This is a genomic window from Candidatus Nitrospira neuquenensis (assembly GCF_979578155.1).
In genome coordinates this window covers 148,169-166,692 of record NZ_CEFZDU010000022.1, presented here as the reverse complement: position 1 = coordinate 166,692, position 18,524 = coordinate 148,169, and the positions used below count along the sequence as shown (strand labels likewise).

The window sequence follows — 18,524 nt, the reverse complement described above, 5'->3', positions numbered from 1 at the left end:
CGGTCGTCGGTCCGGGTCCGAACGCCGAGCCCTGGCGACGGGAAGCGGGTCGCTCCGCCCCCCACCGCCTCCGTCGGGTTCGAGCCATTCACCATGAGGGTGCGACCGTTCGGCGTGACGCTCCTCGCATGGCTCCTCGGCGCGTCCGGCGCCTGGGCGCTGGAGTTCACGGCCGACCAGATCACCAAGGTCAACGGGCACAGCCGCAAGGCGAACATCTACTACCGCGACGACATGTGGCGGCTGGAGCACCACGACCCGGGGCCGGTGAACGTCACGATCGTGCGGAAGGACAAGCAGGTGATCTGGCTGCTCCTGTCCCGGATGCGGCACTTCAAGACGGTCCCCTACGACCCGGAGCAGGCGCCGAAGGTGAGCGAGCGGCTGGAGGGCGAGGTGTCGCGCGAGGTGGTCGGGACCGAGACGCTCGACGGCCACCCCACGACGCTCTACGAGGTGACCGTGCGCCGGGAACGGGGCGGGGGGGCGGACGTCTACTACCAGTGGCTGGCGACGGACATCCGGTTCCCCTTGAAGCTGGCGAGGAAGGACGGGAGCTGGCAGGTCGAATATAAACACGTCAAGATCCGGCCGGTGTCGGACCTGCTCTTTCAGCTGCCGGTGAACTTCCAGCCGCTGGAGGAGTTCGACGGGCCGCCGGCGCCGCGCGGACGACGAGGCTAGACGGAGGGACGGCGGCGTGCGGGGGGAAGGACATCACATGACGCGGCGGACGACATGGACGGCCATCCTGGCCGGCGTGCTCCTGGTCGCGGCCGGGGAGGCGGGCCGGGGCGAGGACGTGGCGGACATCACGGTCGAGTGGACGGCCGAGGGAAAGGCGCTTGCCGCCGAACGAGCGAAGCTGCCGGCGATGGACGAGATGGTGCGGGTGCCGGCCGGCTGGTTCCTCATGGGCAGCGGCAAGCAGCGGGACAAGCAGGCCTACCCGGCGGAGATGCCGGAGCGGCGCGTGTACCTCGATGCCTACGAGATCGACAAGTTCGAGGTGACCACGGTCCAGTACCTGCGGTTCGTGCTGGCCACGGGACGCCGGCCGCTGGTGGACTGGCGCTACGACGGGGGCAACTTTCAGGAGGCGATGGCCGCGCACCCGGTCATGCACGTGTCCTGGTACGACGCCGACGCCTACTGCCGCTGGGCGGGCAAGCGCCTGCCGACCGAGGCCGAGTGGGAAAAGGCGGCGCGGGGCGAGGACGGGCGGATCTACCCCTGGGGAAACCAGCCGGCCGGGCTCAGCCGCGCCAACTTCGGGCGGACGGGGCTCTCCGGTCCCGTCCGCGACCGGCCCGAGCGGCTCCTGCTGTACCCGCCGATCATCTCGGTGAACAAGTACGAGAACGGCGTGAGCCCCTACGGGCTCTTCCAGATGGCGGGCAACGTCGCCGAGTGGGTCGCGGATTGGTACGACCGCGACTATTACAAGAAGGGGCCGGACCGCAACCCCAAGGGGCCGGAGCAGGGCACGCAGAAGGCCTTCCGCGGGGGCGGGTGGATCGACAGCACCCCCAGCGTGCGCGTGACCCAGCGGAACGGGACGGACCCGAACACGAAGATGAACTGGCTGGGGTTCCGCTGCGCCCGCGATGCGGCCGGGGACGGGGCAACGCCGACCGGCTCCGCGGGGAGGTCGCCGGCTTCCACGCCGGGCGAGCCTTCCTGAGTGACCGCGGTCAGCCGGAGCCGCGCTTGCCCGCCAGCAGCTCCCGCGCCCGCTCCGCCGCCTCCTTGACGAGGGTCCCCATCCGAGGATGGCTCGGCTCGAGGTCCACGGGCCAGCCGTGGCGGCGGAGCCGCTCGCCGGCGGTCGGCCCGATGGAGCCGACGACCATCCGCGCAAGCGCCCGCCGGAACGCATCGGATCGCCGGTCCCGCTCCAGGAGTTCCATGACGTGGTCGGCCTGCGCCGCGTTGGTCACCAGCAACACGTCCACCCGTCCTGCGAGAATTTCCCCCAGCAGCGCCAGCAACGGGCCGGTGTCCTCCGGCAGGGTCCAGCGATAGACGGGCACGCGGGTGACGAGCGCGCCGCGGTCGGCGAGCCCACCAAGCAGCTCAGGGTTCGGCGCGCCGTACTCCTGGACCGCGACGCGGCGTCCCCGGACGGGGCCGCGGGCGTCCAGCGCCGCGAGCAGATCGCGCCAGGTGTTGGGCTCGGGGACGGTGACGGCGGCGGTCAGCCCCAGATCCCTGAGGACCGCGGCCGGCTTGGGACCGCGGACGACGAGGTCGGTGCGGCGGAGCGCGTCGCGGACGGCCTCGGGCGGATGGCGGCTGTCGAGCAGCTCGATCAGCGCGCGGGCGCCGACCCCCGTGAGCAGGATCAGCAGGTCGCAGCGGCCCGCCAGCAGCGCCTCGCCGAACCGGAGCGCCTCCGCGTTGTCCGCGAGCGGGACCTCGCGCAGGGCCGGGGCGACGAGGGGCTCCCCGCCGTGCCGCCGGATCAGCCCGGCCATCTCCTCCGCCATCCGGCTCTCGAAGGCCGCGACGCGCAGACCCCTCAAACCAGGAACGCTCATGGCGGACTTGAGGGATCGGGGGATGGAAGCAGGGGGGAGTGAAGGAGTGAGGCGTTGAAGCATTGAGGCATTGGATGATGGAAGAGGGAGGGGGCTGAAGCCGGGATCATTAGCGTCAATCCTCCCATGACTCGATCAGCCACGCTTCAATGGCTCATCTCCCCGTCCCGCGCGTCGGCGGCGCAGCGGAAGCCGGTGGACTCATTGCGGATCAGCGGGTCGCTCTTGACGCGCGTGAAGATGCGGACGAGCGGGGTTTCCACCTGCCAGCCGGAGCTGCGCTGCACCTTATGCGTGCCGGTGTCCGGCCCCTTCGGGTTCTTGGCCGGGCTCTTCTCGTAGTAGTGCGGGTCATACCAGTCGGCGACCCATTCCCAGACGTTGCCCGCCATGTCGTCGGCGCCGTAGGGGCTCCGGCCGGCCGGGTAGCTGCCGACGGGCATGAGGGTCTTCTCCCCCTGCCATTGCTGGTTGTAGTTGAGGTGCTTGTGGGTCGGCTCGACGTTGCCCCAGGGGAAGCGGCGATCCTCCGTGCCCTTGGCCGCCTTCTCCCACTCGGCCTCGGTCGGCAGGCGCTTGCCCGCCCAGCGGCAGTAGGCGTCCGCGTCGTACCAATCCACGTTGATGACCGGACGGTCCGCGACGGACTCCGGCATCATTCCCCCCTGCCAGAGGTTGCGCGAGGGATTCGTCGGATGCTGCGGCGGGCGATGGCCCGTCGCCCGGACGAACTCGAGGTACCGGCCGTTCGTGACCTCGTACCGGTCGATGTAGAAGGCGTCCAGGTCCACCTCGTGGCGCGGGTACTCGTCGCGGCCCCCGTCCCGGTCGCCGGCCGGCACGCCCATGGGGAAGGGTCCGGCGGGCACGAACACCATCGGCGCGCCGTCCTTGCCGACGCGCGCGGGCTCGCCGGCCTGCGACGGGCCGCCCGCCGCCGCGGGGGCGGGGGCGGGCGGCGGCAGCGTCAGGAGGGACAGCAGGGACAACGAGAGGGCGATCGGGCTGATGGTGCGCATCGGGGCTCCTCGGTTCCGGTTTCGCGGATGGACGGGCCGATCCTATCACAGCCCCGCCGCGCGGGAACAGCCGCGCGGCGGGGCCGTCCAGCCGCCGGGACAGGCCGCCAGATTCCGGTTGACGCCCCGGCGGCCGAGGCCGTACAAGTGAGACGGGCGGTAGCCGCGCCGGCGGGGCGGCGCGGCACGCCCGATCCACGGGGAGGGGCATGGGGACGCCGGGGGTACGGGGCCTGTGGCATCTGGCCCTGCGGGTGACGGACCTGAAGCGGTCTCGCGAGTTCTACGAGGGGCTCTTCGGCCTGCGCGTCGTCTGGCAGCCGGACCCGGACAATCTCTACCTGAGTTCCGGATCGGACAACCTGGCGCTCCACCAGGTCGCCGCCGACGAGCTCGCGGCCTATGCGGACCGGCGCGGCCAGTTTCTGGACCACCTCGGGTTTGTCGTGGAGACCGAGGCGGTCGTGGACCGGCTGTGCGCGGAGGCGGAGCGGCGGGGGACGCCGATCGTCCACCGGCCCCGCCGCCATCGGGACGGGAGCTACTCCTGCTATCTGGCCGACCCGGACGGCAACACGGTGCAGGTCCTCTACGAGCCGACGATCAGCCGGGCGACGGGACGCGGCGAGGCATGAGCCGTTCACGGTCGATATGACGTGCGCGGACACCGACATCCTCATCTGCGGCGGCGGCATCATCGGACTGACCCTCGCCCGGGAGCTGGTCTCACGCGGGGCGGAGGACGTCCTGATCCTGGAGAAGGAGGGCAGGGTTGGGGCCCACGCGTCCGGTCGGAACAGCGGCGTCCTCCATGCCGGCATCTATTATCCGGCCGGCAGCCTCAAGGCCGCGCTCTGCCTCCGCGGCAATCGCATGATGAAGGCCTACTGTCGGGAACGGGGGTTGCCTCTGCGCGAGGTCGGCAAAGTGGTGGTCGCGAGGCACGAAGGGGAGATCCCCGTGCTCCAGACGCTGCATCAGACAGGGCTGGGGAACGGCGCCTCGGTCGAGCTGATCGACGAGGGGCAACTGGGGGCCCGCGAGCCGTTCGCCCGGACGCACCAGGTCGCCCTGTTCTGCGCGGATACCGCCATCGTCGATCCCCAGGCCATTCTCCGGAGTCTCGTCGACGAGCTGCAGAAGACCGGCAAGGTCCGGCTCCTCACGGGGACCAGCTTCACGGGGCTCAAGGAGACGAGGACGGCGCAGACCAGCCGCGGCCCCGTCCGGTTCCGCACCTTCATCAACGCGGCGGGGGCGTACAGCGATTCGGTTGCGCACGGCTTCGGCCTGGCCCGGCAGTTCCGGTTGATCCCCTTCAAGGGCACCTACCGGGAACTGGCGCCGGAGAAGGCGTCGTTGGTGAGGGGCAACATCTATCCCGCCCCGGATCTCCGGACGCCCTTTCTGGGCGTGCACTTCACGCGGGGCATCCACGACCATGTCTATGTCGGGCCGACCGCGATCCCGGCCCTTGGACGGGAAAACTACGGGTTTTGGGAGGGGCTGAGCGGCGAGACGCTCCGGATCCTGCTCGACGACACCCGGCTCGTTCTGATGGACAGAAAGTTCAGGGCCGTCGCGCTGAGAGAGCCAAGAAAGTACTTGCCAAAGTATTTCTTCGAGGATGCCAGGAGTCTCGTGAAGGCACTCGCTCCCGGTGATCTGCTGCCGAGCGGGAAAGTCGGGATTCGGCCCCAGCTAGTGGACTGGCACAAGAAGGCGCTCGTCATGGACTTCCTCGTGTTGCGGGATCAGGAGAGCCTCCACATCCTCAACGCGATTTCTCCTGCGTTTACCAGCTCCATGGCCTTTGCCCACTACGTGGTCGAGCAGTACCTGAAGGGCGAACCGCGGGTGCCTACCACCGCCGGATGCTGAGGGTATGAGCGCGATCTGGAGCCAGCTTAAGAGCGACGTCCACGTGGGCCTGGCCCCCTGGACGTGGGTCCAGCTCGAATCGCAGGAATCGCCCGGCCCCCTGCCGTTCCTCGGAGGCGTGGCGCCCGAGGTGGTGGCGAGCCTCCACGAGGCGCACCAGTTGCTGCTGAGCGGCGTGGAGACCGCGATCAGCGACGTCTTCTCCCGCCGCGCGAGCCTCGACGACCCTGCCACCAAGCGGCGATTGGAAGATGCCTACGCCGAGCTGGTCCGGTCGCGAGCCTATCTCAGCGCCCACATCCGGTGCGGGCGCCGGCCCGACGGGTCCTTCCAGTGGGAGTACCCGCTCGATCCCACGAAGTCGGCCCGCGTGACCTACAGCGGGCTGCGGGTCTTCGATTCGGTGACCCGGCAGGTGATTCCCCTGAGCTTCGACCGGCCGATCGCCCCGGCGGTCGGCAAGTTCGTCGGCTTTCTCGACGGCTCCCACACCTGCTCCGAGCTGCGGACCGTGGCCGCCGCCGCCGGTCGGGACGTGGAGCGGCACCTGACCCGGTTGATGGAGCTTCTGAGCACGCACGGCTTCCTGACGACGGCTCCCCGCTCCTCCGTGCGCGAGCAGTGGCTGGCCGCGACGCGCGACCGCGACATCGTCCATCTCGGTCATGCGGCGCTGCTCTACCGGCAGCAGGACCGCTTCTTGCTGTTTGATCCCTGGCTGATGCCCTGGTTCGCAGAGTCGCCGGTCCCGTCGGTCTGGACCTCGCTGCTGCCCCGGCCCGCCGCCGTGTTCCTGACCCACGACCACGACGACCATGTGGACCCCCGAACCCTGTTCCACCTCCCCAAGGACATTCCGATCATCGTGCCGAGCCGGCGGAACCGGAAGGCCTTGTTCTATGACTACCTGTCCCTGCTGCGGGAGCTCGGTTTCACGCACGTCATCGAGCTGGCCCACGGGGAATCCTGGCCCTTCGACGGCGGGGCGGTCGTGTCCGTGCCCTTCTTCGGCGAGGACCCCTGCGACCTGGAGATGCCGCGGAACTGCTACCTCATCACGGACCGGGGCTACAACGTCCTGGCCCACGTGGACAGCGGGCCGACCAATGCCGGCCGCTCCGCGGTGAAGGAGGGAGTCATCGAAGGGCTGGTGAAACGATACGGCCCCATCGGGACCCTCTTCGCCTCTCAACAGCAGCTCCTGGAAGTGCGCACCTACGCCGCGCACGCTTGCCTGTCCCCGCCCGGCCGATGGCTGGACGTCGGGGAGAACGGCTACCTGACCAACGGGTACCTGGCGGAGTTGGCCGGAGCGGCCGGGGCGCGCCTCTTCGTGTCCTATGCGACGGGGGGGGCGGACTGGCTGCCGGACCACCTCTCCTTCACGTTCAGCGGGCGCAACCCCGCGCGGACGGCCCTCCTCACGGCCCATTGGGAACCCCCCGCTGCCCTGGCCGAGCTCCTGGCTCCTGGGGGGTGCGGCTACCATCTGAGCCGGGCCTTCGACCTCTTCCGGTCAAGGCCGGACGGTGGAACGGAGGTCCTGTCGGCCGCCCAGGTGCTTGATCCCCTTCAAGTCTTCCAGGCAGACCATGGCCCTCCGCCTTTTATTGCGAAGCAATGAACGGTTCGGGCCGGTTGCCTGGTTGTCCGACCACAGGCACCGGCCTGTGTGGAGCCTGGGGATAAGTTGACCTGTCCACAGGACTGCGTGATGAGAAGTGCACGAAATATCTTGACAAGTCTTGGTGACTGTGGCAAAAGCTCACCCCGAAAAGCAGGACTGGGAATGTGAGGAAGGGCTGGTCGGGCAACGGGCTTCGCTCGACCCTCGCGGCGGTGGGAAGTGGGCGTGTCGTCAACGATTGCAATCATCCTCCCTTCTTGTTGAGTGGTTGGCCCATCCTCCCCGCTCAAGCCGGCCACCCCTGGCCGTTGGTAAGGCGCTAAGCTGCCTCCCATGTCATCCATGGAGACGAGCGCGGTGATGCCCACTTGCTTGTCTTCGCTCCGGGGCCGACTCGGTCACCTGCCGATGCGCCGATTGCACAGGCGCTGTGTCATTCCGGCACCCAACTTCCGGATGCAGGCCGGCAGGACGAGCAGAACCGTCGAATCCGCCCGGTAATGGGCGTGGGCTCGGTGGTATGTCGGTTGCTCCCATCATAGTCGGGACATAGGTCCGGCCCTGTCGCGGGCTCGGATCGTCGAACAGGAATCGAGGGACTCCAGGGGGCTGGGGCCATCCCCGCACTGTAAGTGAGAGAGCGGAGCTATGCCCGAATCGAATGGAAGCCTCCGGTGGTACGCGCTCCACACCCGCTCCCGTCACGAAAAGCAGGTGCGCGACCGGCTGGTGGCGCAGGGGGTCGAGCCGCTGCTGCCGACCGTCGTGCGGCTCAGCCAGTGGAAGGACCGGAAGAAGAAGATCGAAGTCCCCCTGTTTTCCGGCTACTGCTTCGCGACCTTCACCCTGCAGGATCGGCTGACCGTGCTCAAGGTCCCCGGGGTCGTGCAGATCGTGGGCGGGGCGGAGGGCCCCGAGCCCATCCCCGAGGAGGAGATCCAGGCGCTCAAGCGGCTCATGGACAGCAGCCTGCGGTACGATGCCTACCCCTACCTCCGCGAGGGCATGGTCGTGGAGGTCGCTCGCGGACCGTTGGAGGGCATCCGCGGGATCCTACTGCGAAAGACCAAACCCTACCGGCTGGTGATCTCGGTCCATCTGATCCAGCAGGCGGCCGCCGTCGAGATCGATGCCTCCGATGTGGTTCCGGTCTCCTGAGGGCGGCTCCCTGGAGCGCGCATGTCCGTGGCGGTGACCGCCCCGGTGCTGGTGACCGGCGTCGCCGGGTTCATCGGGTTTCACGTCGCCCGCCGGCTGCTGGACCGGGGCGACGACGTCGTCGGGCTCGACAACCTGAACGACTATTACGACGTGGGCCTCAAGGAGGCGCGGCTGGCGCGCCTGGCGCCCGCGGACCGGTTCACGTTCGTCAAGCTGGACCTGGCGGACCGGCAGGGCATGGAACGGCTCTTCGCCGAGCGCCCGCCGGGGCTGGTGCTCCACATGGGGGCCCAGGCGGGGGTGCGCTACTCGCTCAGCCATCCCCACGCCTACGTGGACAGCAACGTCGTGGGCTTCCTGCACGTGCTAGAAGGCTGTCGCCGGGCCGGCGTCCGCCACCTCGTCTTCGCCTCCTCCAGCTCGGTCTACGGCGGCAACACCAAGCTGCCCTTCTCCGTGCACGACAACGTGGACCATCCCGTGTCGCTCTACGCGGCGACCAAGAAGGCCAACGAGCTGATGGCCCATACCTACGCCCATCTGTACGGGGTGCCCTGCACGGGGCTGCGCTTCTTCACGGTGTACGGGCCCTGGGGCCGGCCGGACATGGCCCTGTTCCGGTTCACGCGCGCGATCCTGGCGGGCGAGCCGATCGAGGTCTATAACGAAGGGCGCATGTCCCGCGATTTCACCTACATCGACGACATCGTCGAGGGGGTCGTGCGCGTGCTCGATCGGCCCGCCGCGCCCGACCCGGCCTGGTCCGGCGACCGGCCCGACCCCGGCACCAGCGCCGCGCCCTACCGGGTCTACAACATCGGCAATCACCGGCCGGTGGACCTGCTCCGATTCATCGAGGTACTGGAGCGGGCGCTGGGACGGACCGCCGCCAAGCGCCTCCTGCCCCTGCAGCCGGGGGATGTCCCGGCCACCTGGGCCGACGTGGAGGACCTCGACAAGGCCGTCGGCTTCAAGCCGGCCACGCCCATCGAGGAGGGCGTGCCGCGCTTCGTCCGCTGGTATCGCGAGTACTACGGGGTCTGAGCGGGTTCCCCCCGGTCGGCGCCGGGGGGGGCGTTCCTTCTTCAACGAGGTGAGCATGTCCCTACTGGACAAGATCAAGGACCATTCCGCGGTGGTCGGCATCGTGGGTCTGGGGTACGTCGGCCTGCCGCTGGCCGTCCTGCAGGCCAAGGTCGGGTTCCGAGTGATCGGGGTGGATGAGGTCGCCGGCAAGGTCGAGCGGGTGAATCGGGGGGAGAACTACATCTCGGACGTGGACGGCGCCGAGCTGGCCCAGGCCGTCGAAGCGGGCCGGCTGTCCGCGACCACGGACTTCCGGGCGCTGAAGGACTGCGACGTCGTCCTGATCTGCGTGCCGACGCCCCTGACCAGGAACAAGGAACCGGACATCACGGCCATCGTCAAGGTCACGGGGGAGCTGGCCAAGCACCTCCACCCCCAGATCCTCGTGGTCCTGGAGAGCACCACCTACCCCGGCACGACGGAGGAGGTGATGGTCCCGATCCTCACCAAGGGCGGGCTGAAGGTCGGCCAGGACCTCTACGTCGCCTTCTCGCCGGAGCGGGTGGACCCGGGCAACCGCTCGTTCAAGACGCACAACACCTTCAAGCTGGTGGGCGGCGTCACGCCCGCCTGCCTGACCCACGCCCAGACCTTCTACGAGCAGGCCATCGTGAAGATCTTCCCCGTCTCCTCGCCGCGCGTGGCGGAGATGACCAAGGTCTTCGAGAACGTGTTCCGGTCGGTGAACATCGCGCTGGTGAACGAGCTCGCGCTGCTGTGTGACCGGATGGGGCTCAATGTCTACGAGGTGATCGACGCGGCGGCGACGAAGAACTTCGGGTTCATGCCCTTCTATCCGGGGCCCGGCGTCGGCGGCCACTGCATCCCGCTGGACCCCTACTACCTGGCCTGGAAGTCGAAGGAGTACGACCTGCACACGCGGTTCATCGAGTTGGCCGGCGAGATCAACGAGGCCATGCCCTATTACGTCGCGGCCAAGCTCCAGCGCCTGCTGAACCGGCGCGGCCGCTGCCTGAACGGCGCGGACATCCTGGTCCTCGGCGTGACCTACAAGGCGGACGTGGCGGACCCCAGGGAGACGCCCGCCGCCAAGGTGATGGAGCTGCTCCAGCGCGAAGGCGCGGCGCTGAGCTACGCGGACCCCTACACGCCGACCTTCGAGGTGGAAGGCCGGGTCTACCAGGCCGTCCCCGTCACCGAGGACCGGCTCCGGAGCTGCGACGGCGTCCTGATCCTGACGGCCCATTCGGCCTTCGACTACGAGACCGTGGTCCGCCTCGCGCCGCTGGTCTTCGACACCAGGAACGCGACGCGCCACGCCAAGGGCAAGAAGACGAACGTCGTGCTGCTGTGAGCGGCGGGGCCGGATGCACGGGATCACAGGACGTCCGGAAGAGCCAGGAGGCGGTCATCTGGCTCCTCTGTCACTACCCGGACACGCTGGAGGCGGAGGAGCGGATCGATCGGGCGGTCGCGCTGCATCGAGAGTCCGGGGCGCCCATCTGGCTGTACGGGAGCAACTCCGCGCGCTATCCCGAGTCGGTGGAGCGGCTCCTGAAGGCCAAGCTCGTGCGGCGCGGCGTGCCCGCGGAGGCGGTCACCTGTTCCGGCGAGCGGCCCGGTGCCCGACCTTCGCTGGACACGGTGCAGGAGGCCTGCAACGTCGCCGCCGAGGCCAGGGCGCGGGGCGTTCGGACGCTGGTGTGTGTGTCCAACCGGCTGCAACTGGCCCAGGTGCGCGGGCTCCTGCGGAGGGAGCCCCTCTCGTTCGTCTGGGTCGCCACGCCGCTCCGCGACCGGCGCTGGTGGTACGTGGCCGGCCGGCTGGCGCTGATCCCCCTCGCCTACCTGGGGGTGGGGCCGCGGTTCGCACCCCTGATCTTCGTCCGGTGGGCGAGGGCCAGGCTGGCCGCCTGGCCCTTCTAAAGAAGGAGGAAGGCCGCGCCGTGGGCCGCTCCCTTGCCGGCTGCGTGGTCCTGGTCACCGGAGCCTCCAGCGGCATCGGTCGGGAAACCGCTCTGGCGCTGGGGCGGGCGAAAGCCCGGCTGGGCTTGGTCGCGCGCCGAGCCGAGCGGCTGAAAGCGGTTGCGGCGGCGGTTCGAGAGGCGGGAGGTGCGGCGGAAGTCTTCGCCGGCGACGTGACCGATCCGGAAACCTGCGAGCGGGGGGTAAGGGGCTGCGTGGAGCGGTTCGGTCGGCTCGATGTTCTGGTCAACAACGCGGGCGCGGGGCTGTTCGCGACGGTCGAGCAGACGACGGCCGAGGACCTGGAGGCCATGCTGGCGGTCAACCTCAAGGGGACGTTCCACGGCATCAAGGCGGCGCTGCCGGTCATGCGGCGGCAGGGCGCCGGCCACATCGTCAACGTGGCGTCGACCGCCGGCCGGCGCGGATCGCCCTACGTGGGGGCGTACTGCGCCGCGAAGTTCGCGGTGGTCGGTCTGACGGAGTCGCTCCGGACCGAGCTCCTGGGCACGGGCATCGAGGTCAGCCTGGTCCTGCCCGGGGCGACGCGGACGGACTTTTTCGAGGCGGCGCGCCGCCGGACGGAGCGGCATCGAGGGCTCGTCGGCCCGGTGGAGGATGCACGGACGGTCGCGACCCGCATCGTCACGGTGATCCGTCGGCCGCGCGCCGAGACCATGGCGCAGCCGGTCCGGCGCCGGATCATCTTGGGAGTCAACCTGGTTGCGGCAGGGGTCGTGGACCGGCTGCTCGCGCGGCTGATCGACGGTGGGTTCCCCGGACACGCCTGATTGAGCGACCGGTCCGGGGCGGCGGGGAATAGCGGGGGGACGGGCGTGAAAGCGATCGTTACCGGCGGGGCAGGGTTCATCGGCAGCCATCTGGTGGAGCTTCTGCTGTCGGGCGGCCACGAGGTCGTGGTGCTCGACAATCTGTCCACCGGCCGGCGTGAGAACCTGACCGCCTTTCAGGGCCGCTCCGGCTGGTCCTTCCATCAAGTGGACGTGGCGGATGCGCAGGCCATCCGGCCGCTCTTCGAGGGCGCGGACTGGGTCTTCCACCTCGCGGCGCTCGCGGACATCGTGCCCTCCATCCAGCGGCCGCTCGAGTATTTCCACGCCAACGTGGACGGGACGGCGGCGGTCGTGGAGGCGGCCCGCCTCGCGGGGGTCAAGCGGTTCCTGTACACGGCGTCTTCCTCCTGTTACGGGATCCCCGACGAGGTGCCGACGCCAGAAACGGCCGAGGTGCGGCCGCAGTACCCCTACGCCCTGACCAAGTACCTCGGCGAGCAACTCGCCCTGCACTGGGGGCAGGTGTACAAGCTTCCGGTCGTGTCGCTGCGGCTGTTCAACGTCTACGGGCCGAGGTCGCGGACCTCGGGAACCTACGGGGCGGTCTTCGGGGTGTTTCTCGCGCAGAAGCTGGCGGGTCAGCCCTTCACGATCGTGGGGGACGGGACTCAGACCAGGGACTTTACCTACGTCACGGACGTCGCGCGGGCGTTTCTCGCGGCGGCCGAGTCGGACGTGCGGCAGATGGTCCTGAACGTGGGCTCGGGCGGGACCTACAGCGTGAACCGCCTCGTGGCATTGCTCGGGGGGCCGGTCACGCACATCCCCAAGCGGCCGGGCGAGCCGGACTGCACCTTCGCCGACACCACGCTGATCCGCCGGTACCTGGACTGGAAGCCGGAGGTGTCGTTCGAGGAGGGCGTCGGGCGGATGCTCGCCCACATCCAGGACTGGGCGGAGGCTCCGGTCTGGACCCCGGACTCGATTTCGCGCGCGACCAAGGAATGGTTCGAGTTCCTGTCGAAATGATACGACCACGCTGAAGGAGAGCCCATGAAAGGCGTCAACGCGGCGAACAAGGTCAAGGAGCTCGAAGAGTTGGCGGGGATCCTTGCGGACCTCCGCCGGCAGGGCAAGTCGATCGTCCACTGTCACGGGGTGTTCGACCTCCTCCACCCCGGCCACATCCGGCACTTCGAGGCTGCGAAGAAGGAGGGGGACGTCTTGGTTGTGACGGTGACGCGCGACGAGCACGTGAACAAGGGACCGGGCCGGCCGGTCTTCAACCAGCGGCTGCGGGCGGAGTCGGTCGCGGCCCTGCACGCGGTGGACTTCGTCGCGATCAACCGCTGGCCGACCGCGGTCGAAACGATCGGGCTGCTCAAGCCGCAGGTCTACGTCAAGGGCGACGAGTATGCCGCCGCCGAGCGCGACGTGACGGGCGGCATCCACCGGGAGGAGGCGGCGGTCAAGGCCGCCGGCGGGCGCATCCATTTCACCAACGAAATCACCTTCAGCTCGACGGAGCTCCTGAACAGCCACTTCGACGTCTACCCTGACGAGGCCCAGGCCTTTCTCAAGGGGTTCCGGCAGCGCTACTCGGCGGAGGACGTGATCCGCAAACTCGACGCCCTGCGCAAGCTCCGGGTGCTCCTCGTCGGCGAGACGATCATCGACGAGTACCATTACTGCGCGGCGATGGGCAAATCCCCGAAAGAGCTGCTGGTGACGACCCGCTTTCTGCGGGAGGAGGCCTTCGCCGGAGGGATCCTGGCCTGCGCGAACCACGTGGCGGGGTTCTGCGAGGAAGTCCACCTGGTGACCTGCCTGGGGTCCAGGGACTCGCGCGAGGAATTCGTCCGGTCGCACCTGAAGCCGAACGTCGTGCCGCAGTTCTTCCACCGGGACGACGCGTCCACGATCGTGAAGCGGCGCTACGTGGACCATGCCTTCCTCTCCAAGATGTTCGAGGTCTGCTTCCTCGACGACAGCGCGCTCCCCTCACGGATCGAGGACGAGGTGTGTGACTACCTCAAGTCGGTCATCAGAGACTATGACCTCGTGCTGGTGGCCGACTACGGCCATGGCCTGATGGGGAGCGAGATGATCAACCTGCTGTGCGGCGGCTCCCGCTTTTTGGCCGTCAATACCCAGACGAACAGCGCCAACGCGGGCTTCAATCTGATCACCAAGTATCCGCGCGCCGACTTCATCTGCATCGACGAACCGGAGATGCGGCTGGCCTGCCACGACCGCACGGGCGACCTGCGGGAGCTGATCGCCGGGGTCGCGAGCAAGCTGGACTGCCAGCGCATCGTCGTCACGCGGGGCCACCACGGTTCCATGGCCTACGGCGCGGAGGAGGGGTTCTGCCAGATTCCCGTCTTCTCGAGCCGGGTCGTGGACCGTGTGGGGGCGGGCGACGCCTACCTGTCGGTCGCGGCGCCCTGTGTGGCGGCGGGGTTGCCGATGGACCTCGTGGCCTTCATCGGCAACGCGGTCGGCGCGCTGGCGGTCCGGATCGTCGGGAACCGATCAGCCGTCGAGCCGGTTCCCCTGTTCAAGTTCGTCACGGCTCTGCTGAAGTGATCGGGCCCACCGCGGGCGAAGGAGTCAAGACGACATGGATGCGATGTCCCGCTATTTCGACGAGCTGGCGGCCGTGCTCCGCACGGTCGAGGTCACCCGAGGAGACGGCCGATCCATCAGCCTGGGGCAGGGGCTGGAGGAGGCCATGGCCCTGATCACCGGTTGCGCCGCGGCCGGGCGGAAGGTCCTCTTCATCGGCAACGGGGGGAGCGCCGCGATCGCCTCCCATCAAGCCGTGGACTACTGGAAGAACGGAGGCATCCGAGCCCTGGCCTTCAACGACAGCTCGCTGCTCACCTGCGTCGGGAACGATTTCGGGTATCCCCACGTCTTCGAGAAACCCGTCGAGATGTTCGCGGACGCGGGCGACGTCCTGATCGCGATCAGCAGCTCGGGACGATCCGAGAACATCCAGCGCGGCGCCAAGGCCGGCCTTGCCCGCGGCTGCTCCTTGATCACGATGTCCGGCTTCAAACCGGACAATCCGCTCCGCTCCCTGGGCGCGGTCAATTTTTACGCCGACTCGGGGTCCTACGGGTACGTCGAGATCACCCACCTCGCCCTCTGCCACTGCCTCATCGACACGATCATCGAGCGCCGTGCGTAGGCGGCTCCTTCCCGGGTTCCTCCTCGGCCTTGTCCTGAGCCTCGCCTGCCTGTGGTACGCGTTCCGGGGCGTGGACTTTGGCGGCCTGGCCAGCGAGATGGGCCGGGTCGGGGTGGGGTGGTTGATCGCGAGCCTGGTCGCAGCGCTGCTGAGCCTCGTGGTCCGGGGAGTGCGCTGGCGTTACCTGCTCCCCGACGGGGAGGCGGCCTCGCTCCGGTCGCTTGTATCCGCCACCTTCATCGGGATCATGGCGAACAACGTGCTGCCCGCTCGGCTGGGCGAGGTGGTGCGGGCCTGGGTCTTTGCGCGGAACGAGGGGAGGCCTGTGCCGCTGGTGTTCGCCAGCATCGTCCTGGAGCGGATCCTCGACATGATCGCGCTCGTGGCAGTCCTGGGGATGGCTCTCTTCTTCGCCCCATCCCTGAACAGCTCGGGCGGTGATGTCTTCCGGCGGATGGGGCTCGTGGGGGTGCTGCTGAGCGCCGGCTTCATCGTCGGGCTCTTGATCGTCGTGCGCTATCAAGACCTGATCCATCGGCAAGCGGAGCGGCTGGCTCAAGGCCATCAGCCTCCCTGGAAGGTGCGGGCCCTCGACCTCTTCCGCCGGTTCATCGAGGGCCTGTGCGCACTCCGGGGCGGGGCGCAGGTGCTGCAGGTGATCTGGCTGTCCCTGCTGGTCTGGGCGATCGGGGTGTTCTCCTTCCACCTGCTGGCCGAGGGGTTCGGGCTGGGGCTGACGGGCGCGCAGACGGCGCTCGTCTTCGTGGTGGTCCTCCTCGGCATCGCGGTCCCCTCGGCGCCGGGTTTCGTCGGCACCTTCCACGGGTTCTGCGTCGCGGCGCTCACGATGGTTTCCTCGACCGATCCCACGACCGCGGCCGCCTACGCGACGTTGCTGCACGGGAGCCAGTGGCTGGCGATCAACGCGGTGGGGCTCGCCTGCCTGCTTGCCGATCGAGCCGTGACCTGGGGCGGCCTGGCCGGGCTGATGCGGGAAGCCTGATGAGGAGCCGTGGATGCTGAAGGGGCTCGTCCTCGCCCTCGGCGGTTTTCTGTTCTTCCTCGTCGCCCACGTGGCCCTTTTTCAGGTTCGGGTCCCCCGGCTGCGTTTCAAAACCATGGTCCGGATCGCCACGGCGATCGGCGTCGGGTTGTTGCTGCTGTATCCCCTCACGCCGCCGGACCTGGGTTTCTTGCCCGCTCGTTACACGGGCGCCGGCTGGGCCGTGGACCTGCTGAACGGCTTGCTGGTCTTCGCGTTTCTCTTCGTCGGCTATTGCATGTTTTACTTCCTGGTGGACCGAGGGTTTTCCGGCCGGATGATGATCGAGATCGAGGCCGCGCCGGAACGCCGGCTCCGGGCCGAGGACATCGCGGCGCGCTACTCGCTGGAGATGGTCCTACTCCGGCGGTTGGGCGAGATGCTGGAGATCGGCCGGGTCGTCGAGCGAGACGGCCGGTACGTCAACACCCCCAAGGGGAGAGCGGCGGCGGAGATGTTCGCCTTTGTCAAGCGGTTCCTGCAGCTCGGCGAGGGGGGCTGATGCGGGGCTTACTGGCCGGCATTCTGGCCTTCGGCGGGTATTTCCTGCTGCAGGGCGCCGTCTTCCACCTGATCAAGGTGGCGCGACGGGCGGTCGTCCTCGTGGGGCTCTGGGGCGCCTGCCTCCCCCTCTATTGGCTCCTCTATGCGACGATACCCGACGATCGAGAGATCTGGCCGGCGGCGCTGGCCGCCCCCTCCGACGCCGTGACGTTCCTGTGCGGGGGGCTTCTGTATTTCTTTCTGTTCATGGGCTACGCCCAGTTCTTCTACATGGCGGAGAGCTCGGTCGGGATCCGAACCATGATCGAGCTGACCGCCGCGGGCGAGCGCGGGCTGTCGCTGGAAGACCTGACCAAACGGTATCGCTACGACTGGATGCTGGATCGCCGCCTGAAGCGCCTGATCCACGCCGGCTACGTGGTAGAAGAGGACGGCTGGTACCGGACCACGGCGCGCGGCCGTCTGGCGGCGGGGCTGCTGGCTCTGTGCAAGCGTCTGCTGCGTCTCGGGCCCGGTGGATGAGAGAATAGCCTTGCAATCGTGGACCCCTGCGCAGTATCGTGAGGGCTCGCTTCCGGCCCAGGTCATTCATGGGTCCCGGATCCGGCTCGCCACCTTCCGGGGGAGTGGGAATGGACCTCTATCGGATCGACTCGCACAAGCTCATGTACCACCCGGACCGCATCGCCCAGTGGCAGGCGGCGGGGGGTGAGTGGGAACGGGCGAAGTCCGTGTACCCCCTTTACGTGGAGATTGCTCCCGCCGGCGCCTGCAACCACCGCTGCACCTTCTGCGCGGTGGACTATATCGGCTACAAAACCCGGAGTCTGGAGAAGGACCTCTTGATCCGCCGCGTCGCCGAGATGGCGGAGCGCGGCGTCAAGAGCATCATGTACGCGGGAGAGGGCGAGCCGCTCCTCCACAAGCACATCGGCGAGATCATCGTCCAGACGCAGAAGGCCGGCATCGACGTGGCGCTGACGACGAACGCCGTGGCCTTGAACGAGAAGGTCGTGCAGGAGGCCCTGGGCTCCATCACCTGGATCAAGGCCAGCGTGAACGCCGGGACCCGGGACACCTACTCCAAAGTCCACCAGACGAAGGCGGACGACTTCGATCGGGTCTTCCGCAACCTGGCCAAGGCGGTCGAGGTGCGGGACGCCAACCGGTACAAGTGCACGATCGGCGTGCAGATGGTGCTGCTGCCGGAGAACGAGGGCGAATCGCTCGCGCTCGCCGCCCGCGCGAAGGACATCGGGGCGGACTACGTCGTCATCAAGCCTTACTCCCAGCACCTGCTGAGCGTCGAGACGATGCAGAAGGGCTACAAGGATTACGATTACAGCCGACTCTTTCCGATGGAGCGGGAGCTGACGGCGCTCGAAACCGACCGGTTCCGGGTGATCTTCCGCCGGCGGACCATGGAAAAGCTGCGGGAAGGCGAGCGCTACTACTCCGTCTGCCAGGCGACCCCCTTCTTCTGGGCCTACGTCATGGCCAGCGGCGACGTCTACGGCTGTAGCGCCTACCTGGAGGATTCCCGCTTCTGCTACGGCAACCTCAACGAGCGCTCCTTTGCGGAGATTTGGGAGGGCGAGGAACGGCGACGGAGCTTCCACCACGTGCGCCATGAGCTGAACATCTCGGAGTGCCGCCAGAACTGCCGCATGGACGAGGTCAACCGCTACCTCTGGGACCTCATCCATCCCCCCGCCCACGTCAACTTCATCTGACCGCGAAAGGATTCC

19 protein-coding genes are annotated in these 18,524 nt (G+C 68.4%); 17 read left to right on the top strand and 2 right to left on the bottom strand.

Annotated features, from left to right (window positions below; genetic code table 11):
* Positions 1-93 precede the first annotated feature (93 nt).
* Complete coding sequence (locus AC1U7O_RS09605) at positions 94-684, top strand: hypothetical protein (protein WP_479894524.1); 591 nt, start codon at positions 94-96, stop codon at positions 682-684.
* A 37-nt stretch (positions 685-721) separates the two neighbouring features.
* Positions 722-1,684: a formylglycine-generating enzyme family protein gene (locus AC1U7O_RS09600; RefSeq protein ID WP_479894523.1), complete on the top strand. Its 963-nt coding sequence runs from the start codon at positions 722-724 to the stop codon at positions 1,682-1,684.
* A 10-nt stretch (positions 1,685-1,694) separates the two neighbouring features.
* On the opposite strand, the gene AC1U7O_RS09595 is transcribed toward AC1U7O_RS09600, so the two are convergent.
* On the bottom strand, positions 1,695-2,525 hold the full coding sequence (locus AC1U7O_RS09595; protein ID WP_479894522.1) for a uroporphyrinogen-III synthase: 831 nt from the start codon (positions 2,523-2,525) through the stop codon (positions 1,695-1,697).
* 161 nt (positions 2,526-2,686) lie between these two features.
* Positions 2,687-3,559: a formylglycine-generating enzyme family protein gene (locus AC1U7O_RS09590; RefSeq protein WP_479894520.1), complete on the bottom strand. Its 873-nt coding sequence runs from the start codon at positions 3,557-3,559 to the stop codon at positions 2,687-2,689.
* Positions 3,560-3,768: 209 nt separating this feature from the next.
* Here AC1U7O_RS09590 and AC1U7O_RS09585 point away from each other — a divergent pair, with 209 nt between their 5' ends.
* From AC1U7O_RS09585 to AC1U7O_RS09515, 15 genes are all read left to right on the top strand, one after another.
* The gene (locus AC1U7O_RS09585; RefSeq protein ID WP_479894519.1) at positions 3,769-4,194 is read left to right on the top strand and encodes a VOC family protein; all 426 of its coding nucleotides are present in this window, start codon (positions 3,769-3,771) and stop codon (positions 4,192-4,194) included.
* Positions 4,195-4,210: 16 nt separating this feature from the next.
* Positions 4,211-5,440, top strand: a complete 1,230-nt coding sequence (gene lhgO / locus AC1U7O_RS09580; protein WP_479894518.1) for an L-2-hydroxyglutarate oxidase — start codon at positions 4,211-4,213, stop codon at positions 5,438-5,440.
* 4 nt (positions 5,441-5,444) lie between these two features.
* Complete coding sequence (locus AC1U7O_RS09575) at positions 5,445-7,064, top strand: MBL fold metallo-hydrolase (protein WP_479894517.1); 1,620 nt, start codon at positions 5,445-5,447, stop codon at positions 7,062-7,064.
* A gap of 651 nt (positions 7,065-7,715) precedes the next feature.
* Positions 7,716-8,225, top strand: a complete 510-nt coding sequence (locus tag AC1U7O_RS09570) for a UpxY family transcription antiterminator (RefSeq protein ID WP_479894516.1) — start codon at positions 7,716-7,718, stop codon at positions 8,223-8,225.
* Positions 8,226-8,246: 21 nt separating this feature from the next.
* The gene (locus AC1U7O_RS09565) at positions 8,247-9,272 is read left to right on the top strand and encodes an NAD-dependent epimerase (RefSeq protein WP_479894515.1); all 1,026 of its coding nucleotides are present in this window, start codon (positions 8,247-8,249) and stop codon (positions 9,270-9,272) included.
* A 55-nt stretch (positions 9,273-9,327) separates the two neighbouring features.
* Positions 9,328-10,629: a nucleotide sugar dehydrogenase gene (locus AC1U7O_RS09560; RefSeq protein ID WP_479894513.1), complete on the top strand. Its 1,302-nt coding sequence runs from the start codon at positions 9,328-9,330 to the stop codon at positions 10,627-10,629.
* Positions 10,626-11,201 (top strand): ElyC/SanA/YdcF family protein, encoded by a 576-nt coding sequence (locus AC1U7O_RS09555; protein ID WP_479894511.1) that lies wholly within the window; start codon positions 10,626-10,628, stop codon positions 11,199-11,201. Before AC1U7O_RS09560 ends, AC1U7O_RS09555 begins: the two co-directional genes overlap by 4 nt.
* A gap of 20 nt (positions 11,202-11,221) precedes the next feature.
* Complete coding sequence (locus AC1U7O_RS09550) at positions 11,222-12,031, top strand: SDR family NAD(P)-dependent oxidoreductase (protein WP_479894510.1); 810 nt, start codon at positions 11,222-11,224, stop codon at positions 12,029-12,031.
* 45 nt (positions 12,032-12,076) lie between these two features.
* Positions 12,077-13,063 carry an SDR family oxidoreductase gene (locus AC1U7O_RS09545; protein ID WP_479894509.1) on the top strand — a complete coding sequence of 329 codons (987 nt, stop codon included), beginning with the start codon at positions 12,077-12,079 and terminating at the stop codon, positions 13,061-13,063.
* A 24-nt stretch (positions 13,064-13,087) separates the two neighbouring features.
* Positions 13,088-14,623, top strand: coding sequence for a PfkB family carbohydrate kinase (locus AC1U7O_RS09540; protein ID WP_479894508.1), 1,536 nt, complete (start codon positions 13,088-13,090; stop codon positions 14,621-14,623).
* A 34-nt stretch (positions 14,624-14,657) separates the two neighbouring features.
* Complete coding sequence (locus tag AC1U7O_RS09535; RefSeq protein WP_479894507.1) at positions 14,658-15,230, top strand: SIS domain-containing protein; 573 nt, start codon at positions 14,658-14,660, stop codon at positions 15,228-15,230.
* On the top strand, positions 15,223-16,233 hold the full coding sequence (locus AC1U7O_RS09530; protein ID WP_479894506.1) for a lysylphosphatidylglycerol synthase transmembrane domain-containing protein: 1,011 nt from the start codon (positions 15,223-15,225) through the stop codon (positions 16,231-16,233). Before AC1U7O_RS09535 ends, AC1U7O_RS09530 begins: the two co-directional genes overlap by 8 nt.
* A gap of 13 nt (positions 16,234-16,246) precedes the next feature.
* Positions 16,247-16,774, top strand: a complete 528-nt coding sequence (locus AC1U7O_RS09525) for a hypothetical protein (protein WP_479894505.1) — start codon at positions 16,247-16,249, stop codon at positions 16,772-16,774.
* Entirely contained in the window at positions 16,774-17,298 is a 525-nt protein-coding gene (locus tag AC1U7O_RS09520; RefSeq protein ID WP_479894504.1) for a hypothetical protein, read from the top strand. Before AC1U7O_RS09525 ends, AC1U7O_RS09520 begins: the two co-directional genes overlap by 1 nt.
* A 110-nt stretch (positions 17,299-17,408) precedes the next feature.
* Complete coding sequence (locus AC1U7O_RS09515; RefSeq protein WP_479894502.1) at positions 17,409-18,509, top strand: radical SAM protein; 1,101 nt, start codon at positions 17,409-17,411, stop codon at positions 18,507-18,509.
* The last annotated feature ends 15 nt before the right edge of the window (positions 18,510-18,524 follow it).

Coding starts and splice junctions, on each gene's coding strand:
- AC1U7O_RS09560 (WP_479894513.1), top strand. CDS start 9,328: ATGTCCCTACTGGACAAGATCAAGGACCATTCCGCGGTGGTCGGCATC.
- AC1U7O_RS09540 (WP_479894508.1), top strand. CDS start 13,088: ATGAAAGGCGTCAACGCGGCGAACAAGGTCAAGGAGCTCGAAGAGTTG.
- AC1U7O_RS09515 (WP_479894502.1), top strand. CDS start 17,409: ATGGACCTCTATCGGATCGACTCGCACAAGCTCATGTACCACCCGGAC.
- AC1U7O_RS09520 (WP_479894504.1), top strand. CDS start 16,774: ATGCGGGGCTTACTGGCCGGCATTCTGGCCTTCGGCGGGTATTTCCTG.
- lhgO (WP_479894518.1), top strand. CDS start 4,211: ATGACGTGCGCGGACACCGACATCCTCATCTGCGGCGGCGGCATCATC.
- AC1U7O_RS09575 (WP_479894517.1), top strand. CDS start 5,445: ATGAGCGCGATCTGGAGCCAGCTTAAGAGCGACGTCCACGTGGGCCTG.
- AC1U7O_RS09525 (WP_479894505.1), top strand. CDS start 16,247: ATGCTGAAGGGGCTCGTCCTCGCCCTCGGCGGTTTTCTGTTCTTCCTC.
- AC1U7O_RS09600 (WP_479894523.1), top strand. CDS start 722: ATGACGCGGCGGACGACATGGACGGCCATCCTGGCCGGCGTGCTCCTG.
- AC1U7O_RS09605 (WP_479894524.1), top strand. CDS start 94: ATGAGGGTGCGACCGTTCGGCGTGACGCTCCTCGCATGGCTCCTCGGC.
- AC1U7O_RS09565 (WP_479894515.1), top strand. CDS start 8,247: ATGTCCGTGGCGGTGACCGCCCCGGTGCTGGTGACCGGCGTCGCCGGG.
- AC1U7O_RS09585 (WP_479894519.1), top strand. CDS start 3,769: ATGGGGACGCCGGGGGTACGGGGCCTGTGGCATCTGGCCCTGCGGGTG.
- AC1U7O_RS09570 (WP_479894516.1), top strand. CDS start 7,716: ATGCCCGAATCGAATGGAAGCCTCCGGTGGTACGCGCTCCACACCCGC.
- AC1U7O_RS09535 (WP_479894507.1), top strand. CDS start 14,658: ATGGATGCGATGTCCCGCTATTTCGACGAGCTGGCGGCCGTGCTCCGC.
- AC1U7O_RS09590 (WP_479894520.1), bottom strand. CDS start 3,559: ATGCGCACCATCAGCCCGATCGCCCTCTCGTTGTCCCTGCTGTCCCTC.